The following is a 17,178-nucleotide window of genomic DNA, read 5'->3' as shown; positions in this document are numbered from 1 at the left end:
CGCGAGGTCCGATCGCCGCCAGCACCGACCGCCGGACCGCGCCAGGCTGGGCGCATGACGACGTCCACCGGGTACCTGATCCAGCCGATGCCGGGCGAGGTGCTGGCCGAGGTGCGGCGCACCGACCGGGACGCGTCCGGCCAGCCGCCGCAGCGCCGCACCGCCGAGGGCGGCGAACCGCTGCGTTGCTGCCTGCGCGACGCCGGCGCGGGCGAGCCGCTGCTGCTGTTCGGGTACGCCCCAGCGCTGCCGGCCGGCCCGTACCGCGAGGTCGGGCCGGTCTTCGCGCACGACGGCGACTGCCCCGGACCCGACCACGGGCCGGGTTACCCGCCCGGCTGGCGGGGCCGGCCCCAGGTGCTGCGGGCCTACGACCGCCGGGGCCGGATCGTGGGCGGCCGGCTCCACGACGGCGACGAGCCCGAGGCCGTCATCACCGACCTGCTCGCCGACCCGGCGGTGGACCGGCTGCACAGCCGCAATGTGGTGTACGGCTGCTTCATGTTCGCCGTCACGCGCCGGTAGCCCGGGGGCGTGACCGGCGGCGGCCGGGGTATCTCCGGGCATGGCCGGACTGGACGCGCTGGTGGTGGGGCAGGTGTGCCGGGACCTCGTCCTCGTGGTGGACGAGGTGCCCGGCCCGTCCCGGACGGCCCCGGTGCGCCGCCGCCGGGAACTGCTCGGCGGCAAGGGGGCCAACCAGGCCGTCGGGCTGGCCCAGCTCGGCGTCCGGCCCGGGCTGCTCGGCGTGGTCGGCGAGGACGAGGTCGGCGACCGGCTGCTGGGCCAGGCCCGCAGCGACGGCATCGACGTGGCCCCCGTGCTGCGCCGGGCGGGCACCCCCAGCGCGCTGATCGTCGACGTGGTGGACGCCGACGCCCACTGGCGCTACCTGGAGGACATCCCCGAGGCGACCCTGCTGACCGAGGCCGACGTGACCGGCGCGGCCGAGGTGCTCTCGGCGGCCCGCGCCGTGCTCGTGCAACTCCAGCAGCCGCTGCCGGCGGCGCTCGCGGCGGCCCGGTGCGCCCGCGCGGCCGACCGGCTGGTGGTGCTGGACGGCGCGCCGGCGGACCCGGCCGGCGCGACGGAGTTGCTCGCCCTGGCCGACGTGCTGCGGGCCGACGCGCGGGAGGTCGAGCTGATCGTGGGCGACCCGCCGAAGGACGCCGGGACGGGGCTGCGGGCGGGCCGGGAGCTGCTCGCCCGGGGGCCGTCGCTGGTTGCGGTCGAGGTGGCGGGGGAGGGGAACGCCTTCGTCTGGCCGGACGGGGAACGCTTCGTGCCGATCAGCGACACGCCCACGGTGGACACCACCGGCGCCGGGGACGCCTTCGTCGCGGCGCTCACCGTCAGCCTGCTCCGCGGCGAGCCGTACGAGCAGGTCGCCCGGCACGCGGTCGCCGCGGCCGGCGCGACGGTGGGCCACCCCGGCGGTCGCCCCGCCCTCACCCCCGAGGCGATCGACGAGCAACTGGCCCGGATCCCCGCCCCCTGACCGATGGACAACTGTCGCTGCCTTCTCTAGCGTCGCTGGCATGCGGAGGACGTTGCTCGCCACCGGTCTCGCCCTGCTGCTCGCCGGCACCGGCTGCGCCGCCAGCCAACGGACCCCGGCGGCGTCCCCGGCCGGCACCCCGACCGCCTCCCGGCAGGACGCCGGCCAGGTCGAGCGGACCCTGGCCAGTCTCCGCCGGGTGGACGACCTGCCGCTGTACGAGATGACCTACGTCGGGGACTACGACCCGACGGTCGGCATCTCCGGCACCCCCGAGGCGAGCCCGTTCGGCTGCTCGCTGTTCGCGGCGCTCGGCGACCGGACCCGGCCGCTGTTCGCCCGCAACTTCGACTGGGACCCGAACCCGGCCCTGGTGCTGCGGACCGACCCGCCGGACGGGTACGCCTCGATCTCCGTGGTGGACATCTCGTACCTCGGCGTCGGCGCCGACCCGGCGGGGGACCGGCGGCTGCTCAACGCGCCGCTGCTGCCCTTCGACGGGATGAACGAGCGCGGCCTGGCCGTGGGGCTGGCCGCCGACGACGGCGCGACCGCGCGCCCGGTGCCGGGCCGGCCGACCGTGGGCTCCGTACGCATCCTGCGGCTGGTGCTCGACGGGGCCGCCACGGTGGACGAGGCGATCGCCGTGTTCGGCCGCTACAACCTGGACTTCGACGGCGGCCCGCCGCTGCACTACCTGCTCGCCGACGCCAGCGGGGCGTCCGCCGTGGTCGAGTTCGTCGACGGTGAGCTGCGGGCTGAGAAGGGCCGGGGCGCGTGGCAGGCGCTGACCAACGTGCCGGCCGTCGGGGTGGCCGACCGGGACCTGCGGCGCGATCATCGGTACGGCGTGCTGGCCGAGGCGCTGGACCGGGCCGGCGGGACCGTGGACGCCCCGAGCGCGCTCCGGCTGCTCGGCTCGGTCCGGCAGGCACACACCCGCTGGTCCGTGGTGTACGGCCTGAAGTCGGGCGAGGTGCGGCTGGTCACCGCCGCGGGTGGCGGCGAGCGCAGCTACCGGCTGCCGATGAGCTGACGGCCGGGCCCGAACGGCGTGGGGCCGGGCGCGCGTTGAACCCGGGGCGGGCGCCACGTGGCGAGCGTCGCCGCGCAGTAGCGGTGAGCATCGATGGTCGAGCTACCCCGTACGCTGGGTGACCGTGGACCGCATCATCTTCGGGCGCCCGCTACGCAGCGTCGCCTTCGACGCCGCCGTCTCCGGGCTGGTGGCGCTCTTCGCCGTCGCCGGAGGCGTCGCCCAGCCGGGTGGCTGGAAGGCCACCTTCGTCGGGATCGTGATGGCGCTGGTCCTGCTGTTCCGGCGTACCCACCCGACGGCGGTGGCCGCGGTGGTGGCCGCGCTCGCGCTCACCCAGGTGATCGTCGGCTGGGGGCCGCTGGGCTACGACGTCGGCGTGTTGATCGCCCTCTACAGCGTGGTCAAGTACGCCGACCGGCTCCGTGACGGGGTGCTCGCCGGGGTGGTGGCCGCGGCCGGCGTGGTGCTGGCCGCGCTCCAGGTGCGCGGGCCGGCCGCCTGGTGGGCCAGCGCGATCTACTTCGGGCTGGTCACCGGTGCGGTGTGGCTGATGGGGCTGAATGTGCGGACCCGGCGGCTCTACGTGCTGAGCCTGGAGGAGCGGGCCACCACCCTGGAACGGGAGCGGGAGGCCGAGGCCCGGGCGGCGGTGGCCGAGGAGCGCACCCGGATCGCCCGGGAGCTGCACGACGTGGTGGCGCACAGCATGGCGGTGATGATCGTGCAGGCGGACGGGGTGCGGTTCACCATCGACCGGGATCCGGCGACGGCCCGGGAGGCGGCCAAGGTGGTGGCGGACACCGGTCGGCAGGCGCTGGAGGAGATGCGCCGGCTGGTGGGCGTACTGCGGGAGCCGAGCCGGCCGGAGCCGGCGGCCGTGCCGGACGCGGCGGCCGCGCCCGGCGGCGAGTTGTCCGCCGAGCCGGCGCACCGCCGGCCGGCGCTGATCGAACTGCCCCACCTGCTGGACCGCTTCCGCGCCGCCGGCCTGCGGGTGAGTTGCGCCGCCACCGGCGCGGCGGTGCCCCTGCCGCCAGGCCTGGAGTTGACCGTCTACCGGGTGGTGCAGGAGTCGCTGACCAACGCGCTCAAGCATGCCGGGGTGGGTGCGTCCGTCGAGCTGAGCATGGACTGGTCCGCGGACGCCGTGGTGGTCCGGGCGGTCGACGACGGGCGCGGCCGGCCGGTGGTCCGGCCGGCGCCGTCCGGCGGGCACGGCCTGGTCGGCATGCGCGAGCGGGTCGGGGTGTACGACGGCAGCCTCACCGCCGGTCCCGCGCTGGCCGGGGGATGGCGGATCGAGGCGCGGCTGCCGCTACCGTCGACACCCGGTGCGGAGGAAGGGAAGGCGGCATGACCGTCCGGGTGGTGATCGTCGACGACCAGGCGCTGGTGCGCGCGGGGTTCCGGATGGTGCTGGACTCCCAGCCCGACCTGGCGGTGGTCGGCGAGGCGATCGACGGCGCGGACGCGCTGCGCGTGCTGGACCGGGTCGAGGCCGACGTGGTCGTCATGGACCTGCGGATGCCGACCATGGACGGGGTGGAGGCGACCCGGCGGATCTGCGCCCGGCCGCCCGCCGGGCGGCCCCGGGTGCTGGTGCTCACCACCTTCGACACCGAGGCCGACGCGTTCGCCGCGCTCCAGGCGGGGGCCAGCGGGTTCCTGCTCAAGAACGTCCCGCCGGAGGACCTGCTCGCCGCGATCCGGGTGGTCGCCGAGGGTGACTCGGTGGTCGCCCCGTCGATCACCCGGCGGCTGCTCGACCGGTTCGCCGGCCAGCTCGGCCCGGCCCCCACCGAGGACCCGCGGCTCGCCCAGCTCACCGAACGGGAGCGGGAGATCCTGCTGCTGGTGGCGCAGGGGCTGTCCAACGCCGAGATCGCCGGCCGGGTGCACGTCGCGGAGGCGACGGTCAAGACCCACGTCGGCCGGATCCTGGCGAAGCTCCAGCTCCGCGACCGGGTGCAGGCGGTGGTGCTGGCGTACGAGAGTGGGCTGGTCACACCGGGCGGCTGACCCGGCGTACGACCTGGGTCGTACGGGTCCACCCGGTCCGGGGCGACCGCCGGCGTACCAGGATCGAGCGCGCTGGTGGAGATCGACAGGGCGGTGTCGCGCATAGCGTCGGAGGCGTCAGATGAACGTCTCCACCCGGGGAGCAACACGTGTCCGTCGCACCCACGACCACCGGCGTCGCCGTCACCGCCCGAGGCCTGCGCAAGGAGTACGGCTCCGCGCAGTCCCGCGTCGTCGCCCTCGACGGCGTCGACCTCGACCTCGCCGCCGGCCGCTTCACCGCCGTGATGGGCCCCTCCGGCTCCGGCAAGTCCACCCTCATGCACTGCCTCGCCGGCCTCGACCGGCCCTCCGCCGGCACGGTACGGATCGGCGATGCCGACCTGGCCCGGCTCGACGATCGCCGGCTGACCCTGCTGCGCCGGGAGCGGATCGGCTTCGTCTTCCAGAAGTTCAACCTGCTGCCGACCCTCACCGCCGAGGAGAACATCGTGCTGCCGCTGGCCATCGCCGGCCGCCGGCCCGATTCGGCCTGGCTGCGGCAGGTGGTGGCCGCGGTCGGCCTGACCGACCGTCTCGGGCACCGGCCGGCCGAGCTCTCCGGCGGCCAGCAGCAGCGGGTGGCGGTGGCCCGCGCGCTGATCACCCGCCCCTGGGTGCTGTTCGCCGACGAGCCCACCGGCAACCTCGACTCCTGCTCCGGTGCGGAGGTGCTGCGCCTGCTCCGCGAGGCGGTCGACACCCTCGGCCAGACCGTGGTCATGGTGACCCACGATCCGGTGGCCGCCGGCTACGCCGACCGGGTGGTCTTCCTCGCCGACGGCCGGATGGTGGACGAGCTGGTCCGGCCCACCGTCGGGCAGGTGCGCGAGGCGCTCACCCGCCTCGATCCGGCCGGCTCCCTCGCGCCGTCGGTGGGGCGGTGACCGGGATGCTGCGCCTGACCCTGCGCCAGGTCCGCGCCGACTGGCTGCGCCTGCTGCTCTCCTCGCTGGCGATCGTCCTCGGGGTCGCCTTCGTGGCCGGCACCCTGATCTTCACCGACGGCATCCGCGCCGGGGCGTACGCCCGCGCCGGCACCTTCGACCGGCACACCGATCTCGGCGTGTACGGCCAGGACGACAAGCCGCTGCCACCCGCCCTGGTGGACCGGGTGCGGGCCGTCGACGGGGTGGCCGCCGCCGATGGCGAACTGCTCGGCTCGGGCGGGGTCGTCGGCGCCGACGGCCGCCCGGTGCTCGGCTACGCCGTCCTCGCCGCCGTCCCCACCGACCCGGCCGTGCAGTCGTACGACGTGGTCGCCGGCCGGCTGCCGCAGCGCCCGGGCGAGCTGGTCCTCGACGCGCCGACCGTCGCCGAGCAGGGCTTCCGGCTCGGCTCGCCGGTCCGCGTGGGCGGCGCCACCGGGGCGGCCCGGCCGTACACCCTGGTCGGCACCGTCGACGTGGACGGCACCTCCCGGGACGTCGGCGGGCCGTACATCGGGCTGGCCGGCGTCGACGCTCTCGCCGTCAGTGGACAGCGCGGGTACGACCGGATCGTCGTCGCCGCCCGGCCCGGTGTGGACCGCGCCACACTCGTCGAGCGGGTCCGCGCGGCGGCCGGCCCCGGGGTGGTGGTCAAGGACCGGCAGCGGATCCTCGACGAGGCCGTGGAGGACGGCGTACGGAACCTGCGGCAGTTCAGCGCCTTCCTGCTCACCTTCGCCGCGGTGGCTGTGGTGGTGTCCGGCTTCGTCATCGCCAACACCTTCGCCATCGTGCTGGCCCAGCGCACCCGGCGTACCGCGCTGCTCCGGCTGGTCGGGGCCACCCGTGGCCAGGTGTTCCGGGCCACACTGCTGGAGGCGGCGGTGACCGGGCTGGTCGCTTCGGCCGCCGGGGTGCTGGCCGGGGTCGGTCTGGCCGTCGGGCTGGACGCGCTGATGTCCGCCCAGGGCGCGCTGGCAGGCGGCCCGCTCACGATGAGCCCCGCGACCGTGCTGCTCTGCCTCGTCCTCGGCACCCTGATCACCGTCGGTGCCGCCGCGGTGCCGAGCTGGCAGGGCACCCGGATCGCCCCGGTGGCGGCGCTGACCGACGCGGCCGTGCAGCCGGCCCGGCGGGCGGGCCGGATCCGGCTCGCGGCCGGTGCGCTGGTGCTCGCCGGCGGCGTGGCCGCCCTGCTCGGCGCCGGCGCTTCCGGCCAGGTGGCGCTGGTCGCGCTCGGCGGGGTGCTGGCCTTCTTCGGCATCGTGCTGTTCGGGCCGGTGCTGGTGCCGGCGTTGGTCCGCCTGCTCGGCCGGCCGGTGCGCCCGCTGCTCGGCGCGACCGCCGGGCTGGCCGTCGCCAACGCCGTCCGCAACCCACGCCGGATCGCCGCCACCGCGACCGCGCTGGTGATCGGGATCGGGCTGGTCACCGCCTTCGTGGTCGGCGCGGCCAGCGCCAAGCGGGGCATCGAGGACGGGGTCGACGCCGAGGTCGGGGTGGACTTCGTGGTGACCGGCATCGGCGGCGACCTGCCCGCCCCGCTGGCCGGCGCGCTGGCCGCCCGCCCCGAGCTGGGCGTGGTGCACGAGCAGCGCAGCCAGGTGGCCGACGGGGTGCAGCTGCGCGCGGCGCACCCGGCGCTGGTGCGCCGGACGCTGACCGGCGTCGACGCCGGCGACGTGGGCGGGCTCGGGCCCGGCGCGGTGCTGGTGCACCGGGAGTTGGCCACGGCACGCGGCTGGACGGTCGGGGAGAACGTCACCCTCGCCGGCCGGCAGTTCCGGATCGCCGCGGTGGTGCACGCCGACGACGCCCCGCTGGCCGGCAGCCCGGTCCCGGCCGGGTACGTGGTCGAGGTGGTGGACTCGGACTTCACCCGGCTCTTCCCAGCGCAGCGCGGCTACCTCGCCGAGGTGGACCCGGCGCCGGGGGTCGCCCCGGCGACCGCCAAGGCGGCGCTCACCCAGGTGCTGGCCGACTACCCGACGGTCAACCTGATGGACCAGGCGGCGTACAAGAAGATGCTCACCGGCACGGTGGACATGGTGCTGGGCTTCGTCACCGCGTTGCTCGGCCTGGCGGTGGTCATCGCCCTGGTCGGGGTGGCCAACACGCTCACCCTGTCCGTGGTGGAACGCACCCGGGAGAACGCGGTGCTGCGGGCGGTGGGGCTGACCCGGCGCGGCATGCGGGCCGCGCTGGCCGTCGAGGCGGTGCTCATCGCGCTGGTCGGCGCGGTGCTCGGCGTCGCCCTCGGCACCGCGGTCGCCGCCGGCGCGATGGCCGTGGTGGCCCGGGTGGGCGGCAGCTTCATCCTGGTGCTGCCGCCGGCGCGGATCGCCCTGATCCTCGGCGTGGCGGTGCTGGCCGCGCTGGCCGCCTCCGTCCTCCCGGCCCGGCGCGCGCTGTCCCGGCCGGTGGTGGAGGCGCTGGGCGCGGAGTGACCGGGAACGTACCCGGAACGCCGAGCCGGTCCCGCAGCGGATGCGGGGCCGGCCCGGCCGGGTTGCCCCGGTGCGCTCGTCTGCTCTCGGCGGATCAGCCGCCCGCGCGGGGCTGTTGATCCGCTTTCACGTTGGCCTGCGTGCTGGCGCTGTCGCCCGGCGACGGCTGGCCGCCCGACGGCGAGCCTTCCGGGCTGGGCTCCGTCGACGGCGGTGTCGAGGCGCTCGGCGGCGCTTCGGACGCCGACGGCTCCACCGACACGGTCAAGGACGGGGTGGGGGTCGGGCTCGCCGTGGCCGAGGGGCTGTTGTCCGGCCGGGCCGGCCGGCGCGGCCGGGTGCCCTCGTCGGGGCTGGTCTCGGTCGCCGCCGGCGACTCCGCGGCGTCGCTGGGCGCGACGGCCGGCGGGGTGCTCTCGATGGTGATCCCCGGCTCGCCCGTGTTCCGCGCCGCGCCGAGCGCCGCGCCCAGGGCGGCCAGCGCGACCAGCACCACGGCCAGCGCGCCGACCAGGGGCCCGCGCCGGGCCCGGCGGCCGGCGGGCGCCACCGTGGCCAGGGGCGCCGCGACGGTCAGGTCGTCGCGGCCGGCGGCCGACCCGACCGCCCCGCGCAGCGTCACCGGCACCGTCGCGGTCGGTGCCCCGGCCATGGCCGCCCGGGCCGCCGCGGCCATCGCCGCGCCGTCCGGGAAACGGCCGGCCGGGTCCTTGGCGAGAGCCCGGGCGACCAGGTCGCGGACCGGCTGCGGGATGTCCGCCGGCAGCTCCGGCGGCTCGTCGTCCAGGTGCCGGACCGCCACCTGCAGCGGGTTGTCGCCGGTGAACGGCGGGCTGCCGGTGAGGCAGCAGTGGGCGACGGCGCCGAGCGCGTAGATGTCGGTGGCGCCGGAGACCGGCCGGCCGGCCGCCTGCTCGGGTGCCATGTAGAGCGCGGTGCCGGGCACGGCGTTGGTGCTGGTGATGCTGGTGACGTTGGTCGACCGGGCCACGCCGAAATCGACCAGCACGACCGTGCCGTCCTGCTGCACCAGCAGGTTGCTCGGCTTCACGTCCCGGTGGACGATGCCCCGGGCGTGCGCCCCGTGCAGGGCCTGGGCCACCTGCGCCACGATGGACATCGTCTCGGCGACCTCGAGCTGGCCGGCCTCCTGGATCCGCCGGGAGAGCGGCTCGCCGTCGACGAACTCCATGACCAGGTAGTCGGCCCGGCCGCCGTCGGGCAGCTCGTCCTCGCCGCAGTCGAAGACCTGGACGACGCCCGGGTGACGCAGGGACGCCATGATCCGCGCCTCGGCGCGGAAGCGGGCGATGAAATCGGGGTCGGAAACCAGCGCGGGAAGCAGAACCTTCACCGCGACCCGACGGCCCAGCACCAGGTCGGTGGCACGCCAGACGTCACCCATGCCGCCGGTGGCGACACGGTCATCCAGGCGGTACCGACCGCTGAGCACGACCTCCGAGGACAACACCTCCATACCGTACCCAGTGGTGCCCGGAAGTATTTCCCGCGATCTCTCCCGTCGGGGCGCGTGGGCGCTCCGAGCGTTCTGCGCCGAACGGCCAGCGGCCCCGGGTGTCGATTGGCGGACCGTGACGGCTCGGGTACGATCGGCCAGGAATCGCCGCTCCACGCTTGGTTTGTCCGCGTTGACCGGCCTGACTCGCGCACCGGACGGCCTGCAGCGTTCTGGCGGCGCTCTTCGTTACATCGACCCGCCGTGGCCGCCCGTAGAGAATTCTCACTCTTTCCCGGTCGAGTGGCGGCTTGTCCACCGGTGCCCCCGCTCCTAGCGTTAGCCCGGCTCTGGGCCGCCCCATGACCCGGGTACGGTATGTCCGCCGACGGACCGTACTTCGCGGCACGTGTGTCCATGCGCGCGCCCGCACGTTTCCGCGCGGAGCGCCGATCAGGTCAGCGGGGGGCTGATGGCGCGGGTGGGGTCCGGTCACCGGGGCCGGAACGGGCATCGGGCACGCCGCACCGGCACGCGTCGGTCCCGAGAACGGAAATGGCGAATCCATGACCGGTGAGCTGAGCGAGGCGGTTGCCGCAGCGCAGGCGGGCGACGAGGAGGCCTTCCGCTTCCTCTACCACAGCCTGCAGCCCGGGCTGCTGCGCTACCTCACCGCCCTGGTCGGCACGGACGCCGAGGACGTCGCCTCCGAGGCCTGGCTGCAGATCTCCCGCGACCTGCCCGGCTTCGCCGGTGGGGAGTTCCGCGCCTGGACGGTCACCATCGCCCGCAACCGCGCCATGGACCACCTCCGCCGGCAGCGCCGGCGGCCGTCCCTGCCGGTGCCGGTGCAGGCGCTCAGCGAGCTGGCCGGGGACGCCGACACCGCCGAGCGCGCCGGGGAGACCATCGGCACCGAGAGCGCGCTCGCGCTGATCGCCACCCTGCCGCAGCGGGAGGCGGAGGCGGTGCTGCTGCGCGCCGTGATCGGGCTCGACGCGGAGACCGCCGGGCGGGTGCTGGGCCGGCGGGCGGGCGCCGTCCGTACCGCCGCGCACCGGGGGCTCCGGCGCCTCGCCGCGCTCCTGGAACGCTCCGACGTGCACCAGCCGTCCAACCGGACCGAGCAGCCCACCCCACCCCGCCCCCGTACCGGCCGGGGACGAGCGGCGCCGAACGCGCCCAAGGCCGAGCCGGCAGACGGATGACGTGAGGGGAATCTGGATGAGGTTTCACCGATCCGGCGGACCCGCCGACCGGGCGGAGTCCGACCGTCTTCTCGACGCGGCCCGTGCCGGCCGGGCCGCCGATCCGCTCGCCCACCTGCTCGTCGCGGCGGCAGCGCCCGCCGAGCCGGGCGAGCTGTCCGGCGAGGAACAGGCGCTCGCCGCGTTCCGGGCGGCCCGCGCGGCACCCGTACCGGCGCCGGCGCTCGCGCCCCGTCGGCCGGGACGCCTCCGCGTCGGCGCGGCGGCCTGGCTGGCCGGGCTCGCCACCACCGCCACCGCCGGGGTCGCGTTCGCCGCGGTGAGCCTCGACCGGCCCGACCAACCGGCGCCGCCACCGGCCCCGGGCACGTCGGGCAGCACCGGCGGGGAGAGCGCGGCGGCGCCGACGGGGTCCCAGGGCGGGAGCCCGACCGGCACCGGAATTCCCGGCCAAGCCCCGACCACCGGCGCCGCCCCGACCCCGTCCGACGGGCCCGGCCAGCCGGCCGGCGCCGGCAAGCTGGCCGGCCACTGCAAGGCCTACCTGGCCAAGTCGCCACCGCAGCGGGCCAAGGCGCTGGAGTCGCCGGGCTTCGCCGACCTGGTCGCCGCGGCGGGCGGCGCGGACCAGGTGGAGGACTTCTGCCTCCGGCTCGTCCCGGAACGGGCCTCGAAGCCGTCCCCAGCTGCCTCCGCCCCGTCCTCCGGCGCCCCCGCCAAGTCGTCCGGTGCGCCCGCCAAGTCGTCCGGTGCGCCTGCCAAGTTCGGGTCCGCCGGCGCGTCGTCCGGGGCCGACGGCGCGACCACGTCCGCCGGCGGCCCGGACGAGTCGAACAGCGGCAAGTCGAACAGCGGCAAGTCGAACAGCGGCAAGTCGAACAGCGCCAAATCGAACAGCGGCAAATCCGGTGTGGGCAACCCGGCCGCGGTGCAGGGGCCAGGCATCGGCGGCTGACCCCACCGGCATCGGCCGCAACCCGATTCCGGACAAAAATTCATCTCCCTCGGCGGGCGGGATCCGTCTGCTAGACAGAAGATGGGTGGGACCGCGGACGCCCGACCCGCGACGGTGGGGGCGCCCGTCGACACCGTGGTCGCCCACCCCGCACGGGGAGAGGAGCCTTCTCTTGGTGATGTCACCGGAGCTGGACCGGGCGACCGTCCTGCCGGACGAGGCCGCCGCCGCCCGGCACATCGCCAGGATCTGCTTCAAGACCGGTCCGCCCACGCTCACCGGCGTCGAGCTGGAATGGACGGTGCACGACGCCGCGGACCCGGCCCGCCCGGTCGACCGCGCGCGGTTGCACCGGGCGCTGGGGCGGCACAGCCCCGTCACCATCGATCCCACCAGCCCGGCCGAGCGGCTCCGGCACGGCGGCGCCGTGACCGTGGAGCCGGGCGGGCAGGTGGAAATCTCCTCCGCGCCGCGACCGTCGATCGCCGCGCTCATCCTGGCCACCGAGGCCGACGTCGCCGAGCTGACCGCCGCGCTGGACGCCGCCGGCCTCGCCCTCGGCCGCGCCGGCCTGGATCCCTGGCGGATGCCGCGCTCCGTCGTGGAAACGCCCCGCTACCAGGCGATGCGCTGCGTCTTCGACCGGCACGGCCCGGCCGGTCGGGTCATGATGTACAGCACGGCCAGCCTGCAGGTCTGCCTTGACGCGGGCGAGCCGGAGCAGGTGGCGCAGCGGTGGGCCACGGCCCACGCCGTCGGTCCGCCGCTGCTGGCCGCGTTCGCCACCGCGGACCGGTACGCCGGCCGGCGTACCGGCTGGGCCTCGGCCCGGATGGCCGCCTGGCTGGCCATCGACCCGGCCCGGACCCGACCGGTCTGGTCGCCCGTTTCGCCCGACCGTGACCCGCTCACCGCGTGGACCGAGTACGCGCTCGCCGCGCCGCTGCTGTGCATCCGCGGTGACGGGCCGGACTGGACCCCGCCGCCGGGGGTCACCTTCGCCGACTGGCTGGCCGGGGCGCTGCCCCGCCCGCCGACCACCGACGACCTGGAGTATCACGTCAGCACGCTCTTCCCGCCGGTACGCCCGCGCGGCTACCTGGAGGTGCGCTACCTGGACGCCCAGCCGCGGCGGGAGTGGACGGTGCCGCTGGCCGTGCTGGCCGCGCTGTTCGCCGAGCCGGCCACCACCCGGGACGCGCTGGCCGTCGCCACCCCGGTCGCCGACCGCTGGCAGGCCGCGGCCCGGCACGGGCTCGACGACGGCCCGCTGGCTGCCGCCGCGACGGCCCTGTTCGACCTGGCCCTGGCGGCCCTGCCCGAGCTGGGCCTGCCGGCCGGGATCCACGAGGAGACGAGCCGAGGAATCGTGCGGCGCCGCGCCGCCGCGGAGAGGGGACACCGGTGACCACGACCGAGCGGCCGGATACGGACAGCGAGCAGCTGCGCAGCCGGATCGCGGCGGAGCTGGACCGCACCCGGGGCCGCACCGCGCTGCTGACCGACGCGGTGGACGACGACGAGCTGATCCGGCAGCACTCCACCCTGATGTCCCCGCTGGTCTGGGACCTGGCCCACGTCGGCAACCAGGAGGAGCTCTGGCTGGTGCGCGACGTCGGCGGCCGCGATCCGGTACGCCGCGACATCGACGACCTGTACGACGCGTTCAAGCAGCCCCGCAAGGACCGCCCCGCGCTGCCCCTGCTGCCCCCGGCCGAGGCCCGCGCCTACGTGCGCACCGTCCGGGACAAGGTGTACGACCTGCTCGACGGGATCCGGTTCACCGATCGGAAGCTGGTGGCGGACGGCTTCGCGTTCGGGATGATCGTGCAGCACGAGCAGCAGCACGACGAGACCATGCTGGCCACCCACCAGCTGCGCGCCGGGGCGCCGGTGCTGGACGCGCCACCACCGCCCGAGCCGCGAAGCCGGGTCGGCGGCGAGGTGCTGGTGCCGGCCGGGCCGTTCACCATGGGCACCTCGACCGACCCGTGGGCGCTGGACAACGAGCGCCCCGCGCACACCGTGGACCTGCCCGCGTACGTCATCGACGCCGCGCCGGTCACCAACGGTCAGTACCGCGCCTTCATCGCCGACGGCGGGTACGACGAGCCGCGCTGGTGGAGTGTGGCGGGCTGGCGACACCGCGTCGAAGCGGAGCTGAGCGCGCCGATGCACTGGCGGCGGGACGGCGACGGCTGGGCGTACCGCCGGTTCGGCCGCTGGTCGCCGGTGCGCGACGACGAGCCGGTGGTGCACGTCTGCTGGTACGAGGCGGAGGCGTACGCGGCCTGGGCCGGCAAGCGCCTACCCACCGAGGCGGAGTGGGAGAAGGCGGCCCGCTGGGATCCCGCGGCCGGGCGCTCCCGTCGCTACCCGTGGGGTGATGAGGACCCGACGGTCGGGCACGCGAACCTGGGGCAGCGGCACCTGTGGCCGGCGCCGGTGGGCGCGTACCCGGCGGGCGCCTCGCCGCTCGGCGTGCACCAGCTCATCGGGGACGTCTGGGAGTGGACCTCGTCCACCTTCCGGGGGCATCCCGGCTTCGTCGCGTTCCCGTACCGCGAGTACTCCGAGGTCTTCTTCGGCGACGACTACCGGGTGCTGCGTGGCGGCTCGTTCGGCACCGACCGGGCGGCCTGCCGGGGCACCTTCCGCAACTGGGACTACCCGATCCGGCGGCAGATCTTCAGCGGTTTCCGCTGCGCCCGGGACGCCTGGCCGGAGGAGGCGGCGTGAGCGACCGGAGCGGGCCGGCGTGAGCGGCGGTTCCGCCTGATGTGCCGCCACCTGGCGTACCTCGGTCCGCCGGTCAGCCTGCGTAGCCTGCTGTACGACCCGCCGTACGGGCTGCTGCGGCAGTCCTGGGCGCCGCGCGACATGCGCGGCGGCGGCACGATCAACGCCGACGGCTTCGGCGTCGGGTGGTACCCGGGCACCGGTGACCCGGTCCGTTACCGGCGGGCGCAGCCGTTGTGGAGCGACACCACCCTGCCCGGGCTCGCGGCGGTCACGGTCGCCGGTGCGGTGCTGGCCGCCGTGCGGTCCGCGACGGTCGGCATGCCGGTGCAGGAGACGGCCGCCGCCCCGTTCGCCGAGGGGCGCTGGCTGTTCAGCCACAACGGCGTGGTCCGGGGCTGGCCGGACACGGTGGTGCCGCTCGCCGCCGAGCTGCCGGTCCGCGACCTGCTGACGCTGGACGCGCCGACCGACGCCGCGCTGCTGTGGGCGCTGGTCCGGCACCGGCTGCGGGCCGGGCAGGATCCGGCGCGGGCGGTGGCCGACACCGTCGCGGCCGTCGCGGCGGTCGCGCCCGGGTCGCGGGTGAACCTGCTGCTCACCGACGGTACGACGGCGGTGGCCAGCGTGGCCGGCCACGCGTTGTCGGTGCGCCGTACCCCCGACTCGGTGCTGTTGGCCTCGGAACCTCTCGACGACGACCCCGGCTGGCAGGCGGTGCCGGACGGGCGGCTGGTGGTGGCGACCGCGACCGGGGTGCGAACCCGGGACCTGGTGGCCGCCTGAACCAACGTTTCCACGGGTAGGGCAGGACGTTCGGGCAACGGAAGGGGCACCTCATGAGCGCGGAGCCACTGGAGATCTACCTGGCGGAGCAGGACCTCGACCGCAGCCTGCGGGAGGACGTACGGGTCGGGCTGACCGCGCAGCCGAAGTGGCTGCCACCGAAATGGTTCTACGACGCCCGGGGCAGTGAACTCTTCGGCGAGATCACCCGGCTGCCGGAGTACTACCCGACCCGGGCCGAACGGACGGTGTTGACCGAGCACGCCGACGAGATCGCCGAGGTGACCGGGGCGAAGACGCTGATCGAGCTGGGGTCCGGCTCGTCGGAGAAGACCCGGCTGCTGCTCGACGCGTTCACCCGCCACGGAGGCCTGGGCACCTTCGCCCCGCTGGACGTGTCGGTCAGCGCGCTGCGGGAGTCCACCGAGCGGATCGCCGCCGAATACCCCGGGCTGCGGGTACGCGGCATCGTCGGCGACTTCACCCGGCAGCTCGACCGGCTGCCCACCGGCGGCCGGCGGCTGGTGGTGTTCCTCGGCGGCACCGTCGGCAACCTGCTGCCGGTGGAGCGGGCCGAGTTCCTCACCGCCATGCGCGCCGCGCTGGAGGCCGGCGACTGGCTGCTGATCGGCACCGACCTGGTCAAGGACCCGAAGGCGATCGTGCCCGCCTACGACGACGCGGCCGGGGTGACCGCCGACTTCAACCGCAACGTGCTCCGCGTGATCAACCGGGAGCTGGGGGCGGACTTCGACCCGGAGGCGTTCACCCACGTGGCGGTCTGGGATCCCGAGCACGAGTGGATCGAGATGCGGCTGCGCGCCGAACGCCCGATGCGGGTGCACGTGCTGGACCTGGACGTCGGGTTCGCCGCCGGTGAGGAGCTGCGGACGGAGATCTCGGCGAAGTTCCACCCGGAGGGGATCACGGCCGAGCTGACCGACGCCGGCTTCGCCACGCAGGCGTTCTGGACCGACCCGGACGGACTGTTCGGCGTCACCCTCGCCCGGGCCGACTGAGCCTCCGGGGCCGCCGCGGTGAGCCTGTTCACCCGCGGCGTCCCCGCCGGCCGGGCTGGGCTAGGCTGGGCGGCGCGAAGGGGAGTAGCCCCCAATGTCGTGGTCGACATACTGGTGCGTTCCGCATCCGGCCACGCGGCCCCGGTCCCCGGGGCGGGCGAGACCTTCGACTCAGGCTGTCGCAGCCGGGTCGAGGGCGCCCCCGTACCTCCTCCCGGCTTGATCGGGAAGGTTCACATGGACGGTTTCCTCGTCGCGCTGGTGATCAGCTTCGGCGTCATCTTCGTCGCCGAGCTGGGCGACAAGTCCCAGCTCATGGCCCTCACGTTCGCCACGCGGTTCAAGCCCGTGCCGGTGCTCATCGGCATCACCGTCGCCACCGCCATCGTGCACCTGGCCTCGGTGGCGATCGGGTACGGGCTGCACGCGGCGCTGCCCACCACCTGGATCTCGCTCATCGCCGGTGTGGCGTTCCTGGGTTTCGGTGCGTGGACCCTGCGCGGCGACAAGCTCACCGAGGAGGAGAAGCGCAAGGCCGAGAAGAGCAGCAAGTCCGCGGTCATCACCGTCGGCGTCGCCTTCTTCCTGGCCGAGCTGGGTGACAAGACCATGCTGGCCACCATCACCCTGGCCACCAAGTACGGCTGGTTCGGCACCTGGCTCGGTTCCACCATCGGCATGGTGGCCGCCGACGCCCTGGCGATCATGGTCGGCCGGCTGCTCGGCAAGCACCTGCCGGAGAAGACCATCCGGTACGGCGCGGCGATCCTCTTCGCCATCTCCGGCCTGTGGCTGATCCTGGAGGCGGTCCACGAGCTGACCTGAGCCGCCCGCGGGGTGGGGGGGGCGCGGGGCCGGGGGGGGGGGGGCGCCCCCCCCCCCGGGGGGGGGGGGGGGGGCCGCGGGGGCCGCCCCCCCCGGCCCCCGGGGGGCGGGGCGCGGGCGTCCCCGCCGCGGCGGGCCCGGCGCAGCCGGCCGCCCGCGACCAGGCTGCCCAGCATCCGCTCCGCCCGACCGTCGGTCCAGCCGAGCAGCCGGTCCATC

Annotated in this window: 15 protein-coding genes; 14 read left to right on the top strand and 1 reads right to left on the bottom strand. The window is 75.6% G+C overall.

The annotated features are described in order from the left end of the window. The first annotated feature begins 54 nt into the window (after positions 1-54). From ACFYML_RS08860 to ACFYML_RS08830, 7 genes are all read left to right on the top strand, one after another. The gene (locus tag ACFYML_RS08860) at positions 55-525 is read left to right on the top strand and encodes a DUF1203 domain-containing protein (RefSeq protein WP_387420031.1); all 471 of its coding nucleotides are present in this window, start codon (positions 55-57) and stop codon (positions 523-525) included. 40 nt (positions 526-565) lie between these two features. Next, on the top strand, positions 566-1,498 hold the full coding sequence (locus tag ACFYML_RS08855) for a PfkB family carbohydrate kinase (RefSeq protein ID WP_387420030.1): 933 nt from the start codon (positions 566-568) through the stop codon (positions 1,496-1,498). Between the two features lie 40 nt (positions 1,499-1,538). Then, entirely contained in the window at positions 1,539-2,534 is a 996-nt protein-coding gene (locus ACFYML_RS08850) for a carcinine hydrolase/isopenicillin-N N-acyltransferase family protein (RefSeq protein WP_387420029.1), read from the top strand. A 118-nt stretch (positions 2,535-2,652) separates the two neighbouring features. After that, positions 2,653-3,894, top strand: coding sequence for a sensor histidine kinase (locus tag ACFYML_RS08845; RefSeq protein ID WP_387420028.1), 1,242 nt, complete (start codon positions 2,653-2,655; stop codon positions 3,892-3,894). Next, the gene (locus ACFYML_RS08840; RefSeq protein WP_357435748.1) at positions 3,891-4,556 is read left to right on the top strand and encodes a response regulator transcription factor; all 666 of its coding nucleotides are present in this window, start codon (positions 3,891-3,893) and stop codon (positions 4,554-4,556) included. Before ACFYML_RS08845 ends, ACFYML_RS08840 begins: the two co-directional genes overlap by 4 nt. 149 nt (positions 4,557-4,705) lie before the next feature. Next, positions 4,706-5,482 carry an ABC transporter ATP-binding protein gene (locus ACFYML_RS08835; RefSeq protein ID WP_387420027.1) on the top strand — a complete coding sequence of 259 codons (777 nt, stop codon included), beginning with the start codon at positions 4,706-4,708 and terminating at the stop codon, positions 5,480-5,482. Between the two features lie 5 nt (positions 5,483-5,487). After that, entirely contained in the window at positions 5,488-7,971 is a 2,484-nt protein-coding gene (locus ACFYML_RS08830; RefSeq protein WP_387420025.1) for an ABC transporter permease, read from the top strand. Between the two features lie 94 nt (positions 7,972-8,065). Here ACFYML_RS08830 and ACFYML_RS08825 read toward each other — a convergent pair whose 3' ends face one another. Further along, positions 8,066-9,442 (bottom strand): protein kinase, encoded by a 1,377-nt coding sequence (locus ACFYML_RS08825; protein WP_387420024.1) that lies wholly within the window; start codon positions 9,440-9,442, stop codon positions 8,066-8,068. A gap of 551 nt (positions 9,443-9,993) precedes the next feature. Here ACFYML_RS08825 and ACFYML_RS08820 point away from each other — a divergent pair. The 7 genes from ACFYML_RS08820 to ACFYML_RS08790 all read left to right on the top strand — a co-directional run bounded on the left by ACFYML_RS08820 (position 9,994) and on the right by ACFYML_RS08790 (position 16,959). Further along, a complete protein-coding gene (locus tag ACFYML_RS08820) occupies positions 9,994-10,635 on the top strand; it encodes an RNA polymerase sigma factor (RefSeq protein WP_387420023.1) in 642 nt (213 codons plus the stop codon). 16 nt (positions 10,636-10,651) lie between these two features. Next, positions 10,652-11,590, top strand: a complete 939-nt coding sequence (locus ACFYML_RS08815) for a hypothetical protein (RefSeq protein WP_387420022.1) — start codon at positions 10,652-10,654, stop codon at positions 11,588-11,590. Positions 11,591-11,762: 172 nt separating this feature from the next. Further along, positions 11,763-12,998 (top strand): ergothioneine biosynthesis glutamate--cysteine ligase EgtA, encoded by a 1,236-nt coding sequence (gene egtA / locus ACFYML_RS08810; protein ID WP_387420021.1) that lies wholly within the window; start codon positions 11,763-11,765, stop codon positions 12,996-12,998. Continuing rightward, entirely contained in the window at positions 12,995-14,329 is a 1,335-nt protein-coding gene (gene egtB / locus ACFYML_RS08805; protein ID WP_387420020.1) for an ergothioneine biosynthesis protein EgtB, read from the top strand. The genes egtA and egtB overlap by 4 nt, the downstream gene beginning before the upstream one ends. 39 nt (positions 14,330-14,368) lie before the next feature. Next, positions 14,369-15,115, top strand: coding sequence for an ergothioneine biosynthesis protein EgtC (egtC, locus tag ACFYML_RS08800; protein ID WP_387420019.1), 747 nt, complete (start codon positions 14,369-14,371; stop codon positions 15,113-15,115). 53 nt (positions 15,116-15,168) lie between these two features. Next, positions 15,169-16,134: an L-histidine N(alpha)-methyltransferase gene (gene egtD / locus ACFYML_RS08795; protein WP_387420018.1), complete on the top strand. Its 966-nt coding sequence runs from the start codon at positions 15,169-15,171 to the stop codon at positions 16,132-16,134. A 237-nt stretch (positions 16,135-16,371) separates the two neighbouring features. Beyond that, the gene (locus ACFYML_RS08790) at positions 16,372-16,959 is read left to right on the top strand and encodes a TMEM165/GDT1 family protein (protein WP_387420017.1); all 588 of its coding nucleotides are present in this window, start codon (positions 16,372-16,374) and stop codon (positions 16,957-16,959) included. Positions 16,960-17,178: the final 219 nt, after the last annotated feature.

The sequence above is a fragment of the Micromonospora sp. NPDC007230 genome (assembly GCF_042869115.1).
Taxonomy (GTDB): Bacteria; Actinomycetota; Actinomycetes; order Mycobacteriales; family Micromonosporaceae; genus Micromonospora.
The sequence above is the reverse complement of the archived record's forward strand: the minus strand, read 5'-3'. Positions and strand labels throughout refer to the sequence as shown.

Bases quoted from the DNA above. Each gene is read 5' to 3' on its own strand.
- ACFYML_RS08820 (WP_387420023.1), top strand. From the start codon at position 9,994: ATGACCGGTGAGCTGAGCGAGGCGGTTGCCGCAGCGCAGGCGGGCGAC.
- ACFYML_RS08860 (WP_387420031.1), top strand. From the start codon at position 55: ATGACGACGTCCACCGGGTACCTGATCCAGCCGATGCCGGGCGAGGTG.
- ACFYML_RS08790 (WP_387420017.1), top strand. From the start codon at position 16,372: ATGGACGGTTTCCTCGTCGCGCTGGTGATCAGCTTCGGCGTCATCTTC.
- ACFYML_RS08815 (WP_387420022.1), top strand. From the start codon at position 10,652: ATGAGGTTTCACCGATCCGGCGGACCCGCCGACCGGGCGGAGTCCGAC.
- egtD (WP_387420018.1), top strand. From the start codon at position 15,169: ATGAGCGCGGAGCCACTGGAGATCTACCTGGCGGAGCAGGACCTCGAC.
- ACFYML_RS08840 (WP_357435748.1), top strand. From the start codon at position 3,891: ATGACCGTCCGGGTGGTGATCGTCGACGACCAGGCGCTGGTGCGCGCG.
- ACFYML_RS08830 (WP_387420025.1), top strand. From the start codon at position 5,488: ATGCTGCGCCTGACCCTGCGCCAGGTCCGCGCCGACTGGCTGCGCCTG.
- ACFYML_RS08850 (WP_387420029.1), top strand. From the start codon at position 1,539: ATGCGGAGGACGTTGCTCGCCACCGGTCTCGCCCTGCTGCTCGCCGGC.
- ACFYML_RS08855 (WP_387420030.1), top strand. From the start codon at position 566: ATGGCCGGACTGGACGCGCTGGTGGTGGGGCAGGTGTGCCGGGACCTC.
- egtC (WP_387420019.1), top strand. From the start codon at position 14,369: ATGTGCCGCCACCTGGCGTACCTCGGTCCGCCGGTCAGCCTGCGTAGC.